This window comes from Ancylobacter gelatini (genome assembly GCF_022601675.1).
GTDB lineage: Bacteria > Pseudomonadota > Alphaproteobacteria > Rhizobiales > Xanthobacteraceae > Ancylobacter > Ancylobacter gelatini.
This window is the reverse complement of sequence record NZ_JAKVIL010000012.1, coordinates 1-14,101: the sequence shown is the minus strand read 5'-3', so window position 1 is coordinate 14,101 and position 14,101 is coordinate 1. Positions and strand designations below refer to the sequence as shown.

10 protein-coding genes are annotated in these 14,101 nt (G+C 64.9%); 6 read left to right on the top strand and 4 right to left on the bottom strand.

The annotated features are described in order from the left end of the window. Positions 1–102 precede the first annotated feature (102 nt). Positions 103–1,341, bottom strand: a complete 1,239-nt coding sequence (gene oxlT / locus MKI84_RS17985) for an oxalate/formate MFS antiporter (RefSeq protein WP_241621773.1) — start codon at positions 1,339–1,341, stop codon at positions 103–105. Positions 1,342–2,079: 738 nt separating this feature from the next. Next, positions 2,080–3,384 carry an oxalate/formate MFS antiporter gene (gene oxlT / locus MKI84_RS17980; protein WP_241621637.1) on the bottom strand — a complete coding sequence of 435 codons (1,305 nt, stop codon included), beginning with the start codon at positions 3,382–3,384 and terminating at the stop codon, positions 2,080–2,082. A 433-nt stretch (positions 3,385–3,817) separates the two neighbouring features. On the opposite strand from oxlT (MKI84_RS17980), the gene MKI84_RS17975 reads away from it, so the two are divergent. The 5 genes from MKI84_RS17975 (at position 3,818) to frc (MKI84_RS17955) (ending at position 10,352) form a co-directional block, all read left to right on the top strand. Beyond that, on the top strand, positions 3,818–4,519 hold the full coding sequence (locus MKI84_RS17975; protein ID WP_241621636.1) for a GntR family transcriptional regulator: 702 nt from the start codon (positions 3,818–3,820) through the stop codon (positions 4,517–4,519). 275 nt (positions 4,520–4,794) lie between these two features. Then, the gene (locus MKI84_RS17970) at positions 4,795–5,541 is read left to right on the top strand and encodes a GntR family transcriptional regulator (protein ID WP_241621635.1); all 747 of its coding nucleotides are present in this window, start codon (positions 4,795–4,797) and stop codon (positions 5,539–5,541) included. Between the two features lie 42 nt (positions 5,542–5,583). After that, a complete protein-coding gene (oxc, locus tag MKI84_RS17965; RefSeq protein WP_241621634.1) occupies positions 5,584–7,326 on the top strand; it encodes an oxalyl-CoA decarboxylase in 1,743 nt (580 codons plus the stop codon). 212 nt (positions 7,327–7,538) lie between these two features. Further along, positions 7,539–8,816, top strand: a complete 1,278-nt coding sequence (gene frc, locus MKI84_RS17960) for a formyl-CoA transferase (RefSeq protein WP_241621633.1) — start codon at positions 7,539–7,541, stop codon at positions 8,814–8,816. Between the two features lie 285 nt (positions 8,817–9,101). Next, on the top strand, positions 9,102–10,352 hold the full coding sequence (frc, locus tag MKI84_RS17955; protein ID WP_241621632.1) for a formyl-CoA transferase: 1,251 nt from the start codon (positions 9,102–9,104) through the stop codon (positions 10,350–10,352). Positions 10,353–10,893: 541 nt separating this feature from the next. Here frc (MKI84_RS17955) and MKI84_RS17950 read toward each other — a convergent pair. Further along, entirely contained in the window at positions 10,894–11,712 is an 819-nt protein-coding gene (locus MKI84_RS17950; RefSeq protein ID WP_241621631.1) for an IclR family transcriptional regulator, read from the bottom strand. A gap of 363 nt (positions 11,713–12,075) precedes the next feature. Between MKI84_RS17950 and gcl the strand changes: the two genes are divergently transcribed. Next, positions 12,076–13,842 (top strand): glyoxylate carboligase, encoded by a 1,767-nt coding sequence (gcl, locus tag MKI84_RS17945; RefSeq protein WP_241621630.1) that lies wholly within the window; start codon positions 12,076–12,078, stop codon positions 13,840–13,842. Positions 13,843–13,875: 33 nt separating this feature from the next. Here the strand turns inward: gcl and MKI84_RS17940 are convergent. Then, positions 13,876–14,101: hypothetical protein (locus MKI84_RS17940; RefSeq protein WP_241621629.1), on the bottom strand; the 226-nt coding region annotated here is incomplete at its 5' end.

Below are 14,101 nucleotides of genomic sequence, written 5' to 3'. Positions count from 1 at the left end.
CGCGGTTTGAACGAACGCCTCTGATACGCCCGATGGCCCTGCCCAAAAGAAAAGGCGGGCTCCCCGAAGGAAGCCCGCCCCGTCATTCACGTCTCGCCTGGATCAGGCGTGGGCCGAAGCCACCGTCTTGTCCCCCGCGGCGCCGGGCGCCGATGGGATGATCGACTTGGCGACATGCCGCTTCAGCGTGCCGGGCAGGACGGCGATCGCGAGGAAGGCCGCGAACAGGTCCATGGCAGCGACGGTGTAGAGAACGGTCGACCAGGTGCCGGTCGCTTCCATCAGCAGGTTGCCGACCGGAACGAACAGCGCGCCGATGCCCTTGGCGGTGTAGAGCACGCCGTAGATCTTGCCGATGTGCTTGGTGCCGAAGGCATCGCCCGCCAGCGCCGAGAACAGCGAGTAGACTTCACCCCAGGCCAGGAACACGACGCCCGAGAGGATGAGGAACGCCCAGGGATTGTGACCGAAATAGCCCAGAGCGATGATGCCGACGCCTTCGAGCGAGAAGGCGATGACCATGGTCTTTTCACGGCCGATATGATCCGAGATCCAGCCGAAGAGCGGACGCGAGATGCCGTTCATGACGCGGTCGAGCATCAGGGCGAGCGGCAGGGCGGCCATGGTGAAGAAGTACAGGTTGACCTTGAACTCCTTCACGCCGAGGTCCTGCGCGATGACGCCGAGTTGGGCGACCGCCATCATGCCGCCGGTGACGACGCAGGTGAACATCAGGAGCATCAGCCAGAACAGGCGGGTGTTCAGCGCTTCCTTCAGCGTGTAGTCGCGACGGGTCTGCGACAGCTTGTCGGAGGGCTTCACTTCGCCAACCTTCGGCGAGCGCAGGAACCACGCCGCGATGAAGGCCAGGCCGCCCTGGAGCAGACCGAAGAAGAAGAAGGTCTCCTGGAAGCCCGAGGACTCGATCATGGCGGCGATCGGCAGGATGGTCGCGGCGGAGCCGGCGCCATAGCCGCCCGCGGTCAGACCGACGGCGAGGCCGCGGCGATCGGGGAACCACTTCAGGGCGTTGTTGATGCAGGTCGCGTAGATACAGCCGACGCCGACGCCGCCGACCGCGGCCGCGACATAAAACGCGAACAGCGTGGTGGCCTGCGAGTTCAGCACCCAGGCGGTGCCGATCATCACGGCGCCGAAGGCGACCATGAAGCGGGGGCCGAGCTTATCGATGAAGTAGCCTTCAATCGGGGCGAGCCAGGTCTGCACCAGCACGAAGATCGTGAAGGCGATCTGGATCGAGGCGCGCTCCCAGCCGAAAGTCTCCTGAATTTCAGGCACGAACAGCGTCCAGGCGTACTGGATGTTGGCCGTAGCCACCATACAGACCACACCGACGGCGAGCTGAATCCAGCGACGGCTTTCCGAAAAATCCTTGCCGGGCCCCACGGCCGCCGGCGTCTGCGAATAGGCGCTCACAGGCGTTTCTCCTCTCCAAAATTAATGATCGCCGCGGATCGGCTTGTTCTTGTCGGCTACTCGCCCCCGTTGACCAGGGATCGGCAGCGTCTTGACATTATTGGCCGCAGGCCGGCTCTACGCCGTCCTGCCGCGGCCGCTTGCGCGGCTTTTAGGGTGTTCATCAGTGATCCGGTCCCACCGTCCCGGCGGCAGCGCGCGCAGGCTGCACGACGACTGACGCAAGGTTGAGGGATCCGACCCGCATGGTGATGATCATAATAGACAATATTATGTATGCCAATCGCCTTTTATGGACTCTTCGCATTTCGGGAATATGCAAGCATTCGCCTTGGATAACCTTCACCAATATAAGACAATACAAATATTAATATCGATAATAGAGTCGACTCCCCTTAATTATAAACCCGTTTATGATCATTAAAAATCAGCAACGCTAAGGAACAGCCCGCGACGATTGCCATGGTTCGATTGCGAGGGACCATGGGGCACGACTTGAGAAGGTGGCCGAACCGTGTCGGGAACCGGGCGGATTACGCTGCCACAACTGAACGGCGCTGCGGCGCCCTGCCACAGGCGCGAACGAAAAAGGGCGCGTCCGAAGACGCGCCCTTCTAAAAGGCCCGGAAAATTGAGGGCGGATTACTCGGCCGCAATCACCTTGGCGGCGTTGTTGGCGGCCGAGGCGCGGCGGCTATGCGCCGAGGCCAGCGGCTTCAGGATCGCCAGCGCCATGACCGCGGCGATGATGTTGAGCGCGGCGGCCGAGACGAACACCGCGTGCCAGCTGCCCGTCACGGTGGTGATGATGCTGGTGAACGGCACGATGATCGCGGCGGTGCCCTTGGCGGTGTAGAGCAGGCCGGCATTGGTGGTGGCGAACTTCGAGCCGAAGGCGTCGCCGCACATGGCGGGGAACAGGCTGTAGATTTCACCCCAGGCGAAGAACACCAGGCCGGTGAGGATGACGAACAGCACCGGGTTGTGGCCGAGCACGCTCAGCGCATAGATGCCGACGCCCTCGATGGCGAACGCGACGAACATGGTGTTCTCGCGGCCGATCTTGTCCGACACCCAGCCGAAGAACGGACGCGTGAGGCCGTTCAGCACGCGGTCGATGGCGGCAGCGAAGGTCAGGGCCGGCAGGGTGATGCCGATCAGGCTGACGGGAACGTCGGCGATGCCGAAATCCTTGGCGATCGGGCCGAGCTGAGCGGTCGCCATCAGGCCGCCGGCGGCCATCATGACGAACATGGCGTACATCACCCAGAACAGCGGGGTGGTCAGCATTTCCTTGGGCGAGAAGTCGCGGGCCGACTGGGCGACACTGGCGGCAACCCTCTTCGCGGCCGCCGCGATCTGGTCCTTCTTCGGCGCCATGAGGAACAGGGCCAGCACGGTGATGACGATACCCTGGGCGAGGCCGAAATACAGGAACGCCGCCTCGTAACCCTGGTTCTTGATCATGTTCTGGATCGGGATCACGGTCAGGGCCGAGCCCGCGCCGAAGCCGGCCGCGGTGATGCCGGCCGCCAGGCCGCGCTTGTCCGGGAACCACTTGAGCGAGTTACCCACGCAGGTGCCGTACACCGCGCCGGCGCCGATGCCGCCGACCGCCGCAGCGATGTAGAGCACGGTGAGGGTGGTGGCATAGGAGTTCATCACCCAGGCCAGGCCGCACATCAGGCCGCCGAACAGCACGACGATGCGCGGGCCGTACTTGTCCACGAACCAGCCCTCGACCGGCACCAGCCAGGTCTCGGTGACGATGAAGATCGAGAACGCGACCTGGATCGCCGCGCGATCCCAGCCATGGCGTTCCTGCATCGGGCCGACGAAGAACGTCCAGCCGTACTGCATGTTCGCGATCATGCACATGCAGATCACGCCAAACGCAAGCTGGAGCCAACGAGTCTTATTCAGAGATGCCGCTGCGGTAGTTTCCATTGTTTCCTCGAACGTTTCCCAACGTAATTGCTCGCAATAGCTCTATTATTTTTGTTGAATACGCTAACGGTCACCCTGCTTCCGCAAGATACCGAGGGAGCCATTACCCAACGCATAAGGCATTTTTCCGAGAATGCAATATTATGAATACCAGCCTTGCGAAATTTTCACAGCACGGTATTTACGCAGGGTCATATTCCCATACGTAATACTTTGGCACTTCTTACGTTGCGTGAGGTTTGGCCGAAAAAGCGCCCGCAATGGACATTCGGGGCGCGATAGATAATGCTTGGCATCTGGAATGCCGCATTCGAGAATCAGGCGTGCCGTGCCGCCGCCCGCGCCCACCGGCAAGGGCTCGCGGCCGTCGCGCCGGAACAGAAAAAACAAGACAAAACAACAATAAGACACCTGACCGACGAGGACGCCGCCCGTGGAAGCCGCCGATACCCAGACCCGCCTCAACATCGCCCCTCTCGCCGCCAATACCAGCCTGCGGACGCTGGCCTACGACGCCATCAAGAAAGCCATCACCGAGATGGACATGTATGGCCAGGACAACGAGATCCGTCTGGACGAACGGCAGCTCTCCGCCGACCTCGGCGTGAGCCGCACCCCGATCCGGGAAGCGCTCACCGTGCTGGAGCAGGAAGGCTTCGTGCGCTCCGTTCCCCGGCGCGGAATCTTCGTGGTCCGCAAGTCGAAGCGCGAGATCATCGAGATGATCACCGTGTGGGCCGCGCTGGAGAGCATGGCCGCCCGCCTTGCCGCCACCCGCGCGAGCGAGCGCGACCTCGCCAGCCTGCGCGACATGTTCCATGACTTCGAGGGCGGGGCACCCTCCGAGCATATGAACGAATATTCCGACGCCAATATCCGGTTCCACCAGACCGTCATCCGGCTCTCGGGCTGCGCGATGATCGGCGAGATGACCGAGAACCTGTTCATCCACATCCGCGGCATCCGCGCGGTGTCGGTGCGCCAGGAGAATCGCTCGGAGCGCTCGCTGCAGGAGCACCGCGCCATCATCACCGCACTGGTGGCCCGCGATGCCGACCTCGCGGAACGGCTGGTGCGCGAGCACACTCTGGGCCTCGCCGCCCATGTGGAAAAGCACGGGAAATTCCCGTCCTGAGCCAGCGCCCGCGCCATTTGAGCGCGTAGCGCGCCAGCGGATCGAGAACTTTCTGCTCTCGCGGACATCAAACTGTTCGCGCGCCCTCGCCACGCGGAAAATGTCGTGGTATATTGCATACGCAACGATGGTAGCCACGCCAAAAGGCCTTCACAGAAAGGTCGGGCCGCCGCTCGTTACGCTAGGGAAAAAGGAGCGCCGCCATCCCCGGCTATGGGGATATCCGATTGACATGTTGGTATTTGGTATGCCAAATTCAGAGGACTCCTGCGGGTATGTCCTCCGAGGACATTCGTGTGAGCAGCAAGGCAGTTCTGAATAAGCGTTGGCAGAGCGGCGACCATGGCTTGTCCATCGAGCGCCTGCCGGCCAAGGAGAGCTTCAAGAGCAAGGCCTACGCCGCCCTCAAGGAAGCTATCACCAACATGAACATCTACGGCTCCAACGAGCCGGTGCTGCTCGACGAGCGGGATATTTCGGAGCGTCTGGGCGCAAGCCGGACGCCCGTCCGCGAGGCGGTCGCGATGCTGGAGCAGGAAGGCCTGCTCCGCGCCGTGCCCCGGCGGGGAATTTTGGTGGTTCGCCGCACCAAGGCCGAGATCATCGAAATGATCGAGGCCTGGGCGGCACTGGAAAGTATGGCGGCCCGTCTTGCCACGCTGCGTGCCAGCGACGAGGCGATCGCCGAATTAAGGGCCTACTACAAGGAGTTCGATACTTCTCGGATCGAGCGTGAACGGAACGACGACTATTCCTCCGCGAATATCGCCTTCCACCAGGGCTTGATCCGGCTGAGCGGCTCCTCTCTGCTCGCCGCGATGACGGACAACCTGTTCTTCCATGTTCGGGCCATCCGCCATCGCACGATCTTCGAAATGGACCGGGCGCAGCGTTCGGCGGCCGACCATCAGGAGATCATCCTCGCTCTCGAGGCACGGGACGCGGACCGTGCCGAAAGGCTGGTCCGGGACCACACGCTCCGGCTGGCCCGGCACGTCGAGAGCCATGTAGATTTAGATTAGGGCGGCAAAAACCCGCCGGATTGCATTGGGAGGGAATACGGGATGTCCGCAGTCGCACAAGTCATCGACGTCAACGCCGGCGCAGAAGAGCAGGAGCTCACCGACGGCTTTCACCTCGTCATCGATGCGCTCAAACTCAACGGCATCGATACCATTTACGGCGTGCCCGGCATTCCGATCACCGATCTCGGCCGCATGGCGCAGGCCGAAGGCATCCGGGTGATCTCGTTCCGCCATGAGCAGAACGCCGGCAACGCCGCCGCGATCGCCGGCTTCCTCACCAAGAAGCCCGGCATCTGCCTGACCGTTTCCGCGCCCGGCTTCCTCAACGGCCTGACCGCGCTGGCGAACGCCACCACCAACTGCTTCCCCATGATCCTCATCTCCGGCTCCTCCGAGCGCGAGATCGTCGACCTCCAGCAGGGCGACTATGAGGAGATGGACCAGCTCGCCATCGCCAAGCCGCTGTGCAAGGCGGCGTTCCGCGTGCTGCACGCCGCCGATATCGGCATCGGCGTGGCCCGCGCGATCCGCGCGGCGGTCTCGGGCCGTCCCGGCGGCGTCTATCTCGACCTGCCGGCCAAGCTGTTCTCGCAGGTGATGGATGCGGCCGAAGGCGAGAAGTCGCTGGTCAAGGTCATCGACGCCGCCCCGGCCCAGCTCCCCGCCCCCGCCGCCGTGAAGCGCGCGCTGGACGTGCTGAAGTCCGCCAAGAAGCCGCTGATCATCCTCGGCAAGGGCGCGGCCTACGCGCAGGCCGACGAGGAAATCCGCGAATTCGTCGAGAAGACCGGCATCCCGTTCCTGCCGATGTCCATGGCCAAGGGCCTGCTGCCCGACACCCATGAGCAGTCCGCCGGCGCCGCCCGCTCGGTGGCCCTCAAGGACTCCGACGTCGTGGTCCTGGTCGGCGCCCGCCTGAACTGGCTGCTGTCGCACGGCAAGGGCAAGACCTGGGGCGAGCCCGGTTCCAAGAAGTTCATCCAGATCGACATCGAGCCCAAGGAAATGGACTCGAACGTCGAGATCGTCGCTCCGCTGGTCGGCGACATCGGCTCGGTCATCGCCGCGCTGAACGCCGGTATCGACAGCTCCTGGCCGGCGGCTCCGGCCGACTGGGTCGGCACGCTGAAGACCCGCAAGGAAGCCAACATCGCCAAGATGGCGCCCCGCCTGAAGAAGAACTCCTCCCCGATGGACTTCCACTCGGCGCTCGGCGTTCTCAAGGACGTGATGGCGGCCCGCCCCGACGCGATCCTGGTCAATGAAGGCGCCAACACGCTCGACCTCGCCCGCGGCATCATCGACATGTACAAGCCGCGCAAGCGCCTGGACGTCGGCACCTGGGGCGTGATGGGCATCGGCATGGGCTTCGCGGTCGGCGCGGCGGTCGAGACCGGCCAGCCGGTCCTGGCGGTCGAGGGCGACTCGGCCTTCGGCTTCTCCGGCATGGAGGTGGAGACGATCTGCCGCTACAACCTGCCGGTCACCGTGGTGGTCTTCAACAATAACGGCATCTACCGCGGCGTCGACGTCGACCCGACCGGCCGCGATCCCGCGACCACCGTGTTCGTGCCGGACTCGCGCTACGACAAGATGATGGAAGCCTTCGGGGGCGTCGGCTACCACGTCACCACCCCGGACGAACTGCGCAGCGCCGTCGAAGCCTCGATGGACAGCGGCAAGCCGACCCTCATCAACGCGGCGATCGATCCGGCCGCCGGCTCCGAGAGCGGCAATATCGGCAGCCTCAACCCGCAGAGCGTGGTCGGCAAGAAGAAGTGATGCCTGCCTGAGGCAGGTACCGGCCGGCGCTCATCCGCCCCGGCCGGCCCCCTCGGGTCACCAGCCAGGACCCCGCCTTCCGCCGGACGACAGCCCGGCCCGGCGGGGCCCGAAGCGGCCGGGAAACGTGCGTCCCGTCCGTGATCTCCGAAGTCACACCAGCAATCGGCAATAAAAACAAAGCCGAGCTAACCATTCTCGAGAGGAACCCCATGGGCAAGGCACTCGACGGCGTTCGCGTCCTCGATTTCACCCATGTTCAGTCTGGCCCGTCCTGCACCCAGCTTCTGGCTTGGTTCGGCGCCGACGTGATCAAGGTGGAACGTCCGGGCGAAGGCGACGTCACGCGCGGCCAGCTGCGCGACGTCCCGAACGCGGACAGTCTTTATTTCACGATGTTGAACTCCAACAAGCGTTCCATCACGCTCGACACCAAGAACCCCGAGGGCAAGAAGGTGCTCGAGGATCTGGTCAAGATGTGCGACGTGATGGTCGAGAATTTCGCGCCGGGCGCCCTCGATCGCATGGGCTTCACCTGGGAGCGCATCCAGGAGATCAACCCGCGCATCATCCTTGCCTCGGTCAAGGGCTTCGGCCCCGGTCCCTTCGAGGACTGCAAGGTCTATGAGAACGTCGCCCAGTGCACCGGCGGCTCGGCCTCGACCACCGGCTTCCGCGACGGCCTGCCGCTGGTCACCGCCGCCCAGATCGGCGATTCCGGCACCGGCCTGCACCTCGCGCTCGGCATCGTCACCGCGCTGTACCAGCGCACGCTGACCGGCCGCGGCCAGAAGGTGCTGTGCGCCATGCAGGACGCGGTGCTGAATCTGTGCCGCGTGAAGATGCGCGACCAGCAGCGCCTGGAGCGCGGCCCGCTGCGCGAATACAGCCAGTTCGGCGAAGGCCACCCGTTCGGCGACGCGGTTCCCCGCGCCGGCAACGATTCCGGCGGCGGCCAGCCCGGCCGCATCCTGAAGTGCAAGGGCTGGGAGCACGATCCCAACGCCTATATCTACTTCATCACCCAGGCCCCGGTCTGGGCGAAGATCTGCGACGTGATCGGCGAGCCGGACTGGAAGACCCATCCCGACTACGCGACCCCGGCCGGTCGCCTGCCGCATCTCAACGAGATCTTCCATCGCATCGAGGCGTGGACCATGGCCCACACCAAGTTCGAGGCGATGGACATCCTCAACGAGTACGACATCCCGTGCGGGCCGGTGCTCTCCATGAAGGAGATCGCCGAGGAGCGTTCGCTCTACGAGACCGGCACGCTGGTGGAGGTCGAGCACCCGACCCGCGGCGCCTACCTGACCGTCGGCAACCCGATCAAGCTGTCGGACAATGACGTGTCGGTCGAGCGCTCGCCGCTGCTCGGCGAGCACACCGAGGAAATCCTCGCCTCCGTGCTCGGCCTCAGCAGCGACGAGATCGCCAAGGTCAAGGCGTCCGGCGCGGTCGGCACGCCGGTGGCGCTCGCCGCCGAATGAGAGTTCCGGGTGGCGGCGCCCCGTGCGTCGCCGCCCGCACAGGAATGGCTCGCGGCCGGCGTCGTGCGGACGCGGTTGCGGGACATGTATCCGAGGCGGGCGCCGGAAGCCGAGAAGGCTTCCGGTCCATGCATCGCCCGGGCCGGCATTTCCGCCTGTGCGTGGGAATGGCGTAGGGAGAAGTGGAGTTTTCACCCGTTCGGGGTGAAGTTTCGACTTGTCGGTACGGCTGGGAGAGCCAGCGTATTGTGAACAAGTCGAGCGCTTGAAAGGAATTCGACCAAGATGACTAAGCCGCTCGAAGGTATTAAGATCATCGACTTCACGCACGTTCAGGCGGGTCCCGCCTGCACGCAGCTCCTGGCCTGGTTCGGCGCCGACGTGATCAAGGTCGAGCGTCCCGGCGCGGGCGACGTCACCCGTTCGCAGCTGCGCCACGTCAAGGACGCCGACGCGCTCTATTTCACCATGCTGAACTCGAACAAGCGTTCGCTGACGCTGGACACCAAGACCCCCCAGGGCAAGGAAGTCCTCACCAAGCTGATCAAAGAGTCGGACGTGATGGTCGAGAATTTCGGCCCCGGCGCTCTCGATCGCATGGGCTTCACCTGGGCGCACATCCAGGAACTCAACCCGGGCATGATCCTCGCCTCGGTGAAGGGCTTCTCGGAAGGCCATGCCTATGAGGACCTGAAGGTCTACGAGAACGTCGCGCAGTGCGCCGGCGGCGCCGCCTCCACCACCGGCTTCTGGGACGGCCCGCCGACGGTTTCGGCCGCCGCGCTCGGCGATTCCAATACCGGCATGCACCTCGCCATCGGCATCCTCACCGCGCTCCACCAGAAGGTGAAGACCGGCAAGGGCCAGAAGGTCGCCGTGTCGATGCAGGATTCGGTGCTGAACCTGTGCCGCGTGAAGCTGCGCGACCAGCAGCGCCTCGATGCGCTGGGCTATCTCGAAGAGTATCCCCAGTACCCGCACGGCGAGTTCTCGGACGTGGTTCCGCGCGGCGGCAATGCCGGCGGCGGCGGTCAGCCGGGCTGGGTGCTGAAGTGCAAGGGCTGGGAAACCGACCCGAACGCCTACATCTACTTCACCATTCAGGGCCATGCCTGGGCGCCGATCTGTAAGGCTCTCGGCAAGCCGGAGTGGATCGACGATCCGGCCTACAACACCGCCGAAGCCCGCCAGGACAAGATCTTCGACATCTTCGCTTTCATCGAGAGCTGGCTGGCCGACAAGACCAAGTTCGAGGCCATCGACATCCTGCGCAAGTTCGACATCCCCTGCGCGCCGGTGCTGTCGATGAAGGAAATCGCCAATGACCCGTCGCTGCGCGCCAGCGGCACCGTGGTCGAGGTCGATCATCCCAAGCTCGGCAAGTACCTGACCGTCGGCTCGCCGATCAAGTTCTCGGACGTCGAGGTCAACGTGACCGCCTCGCCGCTGCTTGGCCAGCACACCAACGAAGTGCTCGCCGATCTCGGCTACTCGCAGGAAGAAATCTCGGCCCTGCACGACGCCAAGGCGGTCTGAGCCAGACCTTCCGGGCGGCGCCTCGCGCGTCGCCCGCTCTTCCGCGCCCGACGCGGAAAGGATCGGCCATCCGGCCCCAGCCGCGGCAATCGCCCGGCCCGCCGCATGGCCCCCGAGCCTCCCGGAGCAGGACGCTTCGGGGCCTGTCTCCAACCGGATCGCAAGACCCGGCCCGGGCAGTCTCCGGCACGTTCGGTTCCTCCTAGGCGACTGATGCCGGCGCTTTTTCGAGCGCCGGCATTTTTTTGTTCGGGCGTGCTGCTTTCAAGGCTGATGGCGCGACGGTATCGCCTGGAAACCCCGGCGCCAGAGCGACACCGCCCCGGTCCGTGTACCGAGAACTCCGCGCGGTCGCGTTCGTGCTTGATGTCCACGGCGCCGCCGATCACGAATTGCCGCGACGCCGGATAGCCCCGAAGCTGACGCGGCGTCGCCCGGAGGCACCAAGCCGGGCATGGCGCGCACCGACAGGCACGGTCGCGCGCCGACGCGGCGCTGCGCCGTTTATCTCCACATCAAGGAAAGACGGGGGACGCGCCCCTCACAGCCCCGAATAACGCGTCGTCAGCCGCTGTGCGGCCTCGCGCACGCGGATGCCGAGATCGGCGATGCGCTCGGGCGGCATGCGGACCACGGGGGCGGAAATCGACAGCGCGCCGACCGGCTCGCGCCATTCGTCGAGCACCGCAGCGGCCACGCAGCGCATGCCCGGCGTGTGCTCCTCGTCGTCGATCGAAAAGCCGCGCTCGGAAATCGAGGCGAGGTCGACCTGAAGCGCGCGGCGGCTGACATGGGTGTGCTCGGTGAAACGCTTGAGCTGGTCGTCGCCGAGCCAGGCGCGGCGCGCTTCCACACTCATCGCCGCGAGGATAGCCTTGCCGCCACCCGAGGCATGGATCGGCAGGTCGCCGCCGATGCGGAAGAACGCGCGCACCGCCGCATGGCTCTCCACCTGCGCCACGCAGATCAGATGCGGCCCGTCGATCAGCGACAGGTTCACCGTCTCGTTGACGCCGTGCGACAGCTCGCGGATCAGCGCGCGGGCGATCTCGGGCAGCTTGCGGATGCGCAAGTAAGCCGAGCCGATGCGGAACAGGCCGAGCCCGACCATCCAGTGCCCGGTCTCCGCCTCATGCCCCACCAGCCCGCGCCGCTCCAGCGTGGTGAGCAGGCGATGCACGGTGGAAGTCGGCAATTCGGCGCGGCGCGCGACCTCGCTCAGGGTCATGCCGTCGGAAAGCGCCAGCACTTCGAGCAGCGCGATGGCGCGATCGAGCGACTGCACCTCTCCGCCACCTTCCGCGCCCCCCGAAGCGGAGGGACGGCCGCGGCGGCGGGTCGTCGTGACGGCATCCTGCATGCGCGTGGCACCTCTCGCCCAACCGAATTCGCCCCCCGGACGGTTATGGCATCCCCCGTCTCCCGGCGCTTCTCAGCATAAAGACGCATCCGGCTTTTTTTCGCAAATCAGAAATACATCCCGTATTGCGGAAAAGGGTCGGTCGTGGCATGTTTGCCGCGATTTCGGAAATTCATCCCGCACAGCGGGAATGAACGCACTGCACCGCACAACGGAATTCCGAATAACGGGCGCAGGCACCGGAACCGGGAGAAGATCAACACGCCGCACTGTCGGATGTTCGGGCCGCCTTCCCGCCCTCGCCGCCTCGGCCTCGGGGGAAGCGCGACACCGCCTCCGGCAACAGGCGTCAGGAGGAATGCAATGGCCAAGATGCGTGCCGTCGACGCGGCGATCCGAGTGCTCGAAAAGGAAGGCGTCACCACCGCTTTCGGCGTGCCGGGTGCCGCGATCAATCCGCTCTATTCCGCGATGCGCGCCTATGGCAAGACGCGCCACGTGCTCGCCCGCCATGTCGAGGCCGCCTCGCACATGGCCGAAGGCTACACCCGCGCCAAGGCCGGCAATATCGGCGTGTGCATCGGCACGTCCGGCCCCGCCGGCACCGACATGATCACCGGCCTGTACTCGGCCGCCGCGGATTCGATCCCGATCCTGTGCATCACCGGCCAGGCGCCGCGCGCGCGCCTCTACAAGGAAGACTTCCAGGCGGTGGACATCGAATCCATCGCCAAGCCGGTCGCCAAATGGGCCGTGATGGTCCGCGAGCCGGCGCTGGTGCCGATGGTGTTCCAGCAGGCGTTCCACATCATGCGCTCCGGCCGTCCCGGCCCGGTGCTGATCGACCTGCCGATCGATGTCCAGCTCGCCGAGATCGAGTTCGACGAGGACACTTACGCCCCGCTCGAGGTCTACAAGCCCAAGCTCACGCGCAAGCAGGCCGAGAAGGCCATCGCCATGCTGAACGAGGCGGAAAAGCCGCTGATCGTTTCCGGCGGCGGCATCATCAATGCGGACGCCTCCGACCTGCTGGTCGAGTTCGCCGAGCTGACTGGCGTGCCGGTGATCCCGACCCTGATGGGCTGGGGCACCATCCCCGACGATCACGACCTGATGGCCGGCATGTGCGGCCTGCAGACCTCGCACCGCTACGGCAATGCCAACATGCTGGCCTCGGACTTCGTGTTCGGCATCGGCAATCGCTGGGCGAACCGCCACACCGGCTCGGTCGAGGTCTACACCAAGGGCCGCAAGTTCATCCATGTCGACATCGAGCCGACCCAGATCGGCCGCGTGTTCGGCCCCGATCTCGGCATCGTCTCCGATGCCAAGGCGGCGCTGGAGCTCTTCATCGAGGTCGCCAAGGACTACAAGGCGAGCGGCAAGCTCAAGGACCGCTCGGCCTGGGCCAAGGAATGCCTCGACCGCAAGAAGACCATGCTGCGCAAGACGCATTTCGACAACGTGCCGCTGAAGCCGCAGCGCGTCTATGAAGAGATGAACGAGGCGTTCGGCCGCGACACCCGCTATGTCTCGACCATCGGCCTCAGCCAGATCGCCGGCGCGCAGATGCTGCACGTCTACAAGCCGCGCAACTGGATCAATTGCGGCCAGGCCGGCCCGCTCGGCTGGACGCTCCCGGCGGCGCTCGGCGTGCGCGCGGCCGACCCGGATGCCGAGATCGTGGCGCTCTCGGGCGATTACGACTTCCAGTTCCTCATCGAGGAACTCGCGGTCGGCGCCCAGCACAAGCTGCCCTACATCCATGTCGTCGTGAACAACTCCTATCTCGGCCTGATCCGTCAGGCCCAGCGCGGCTTCAACATGGACTTCGAGGTCTCGCTCGCCTTCGACAACATCAATGCCGAGGAAAATGCCGGCTATGGCGTCGATCACGTCGCGGTCGCGGAAGGCCTCGGCTGCAAGGCGGTGCGCGTTTCCTCGCCCAACGAGTTCAAGGACGCCTTCGTCAAGGCCAAGGCCCTGATGGCCGAGCACCAGGTGCCGGTGGTGATGGAGTTCATTCTCGAGCGCGTCACCAACATCGCCATGGGTGTCGAGATCGACGCCGTGAACGAGTTCGAGGAAGTGCTCGACCTGCCGCTGGACACCGCCAAGGAACCGGCCTGACGCTCTGCCGCTCGCGCGCCGTCCGCTCCGCCGTCATAGGTGGATCGGATCGGCGCGCGCTTGGTTCCGCGGCCGTTTCATGCGAACGACGGACAGGTGGTCCACACTCGTCGTCGTTCCACGCCCGACCTGCCGGCGACGGCGCCATGTCGCGCCGCCCCGGCTTTCCGCCTTGTCCGTCACACATTTCAGGAGCGGTCCATGCCCCGTTTCGCCGCCAATCTGACCATGCTCTTCAACGAGGTGCCCTTTCTCGATC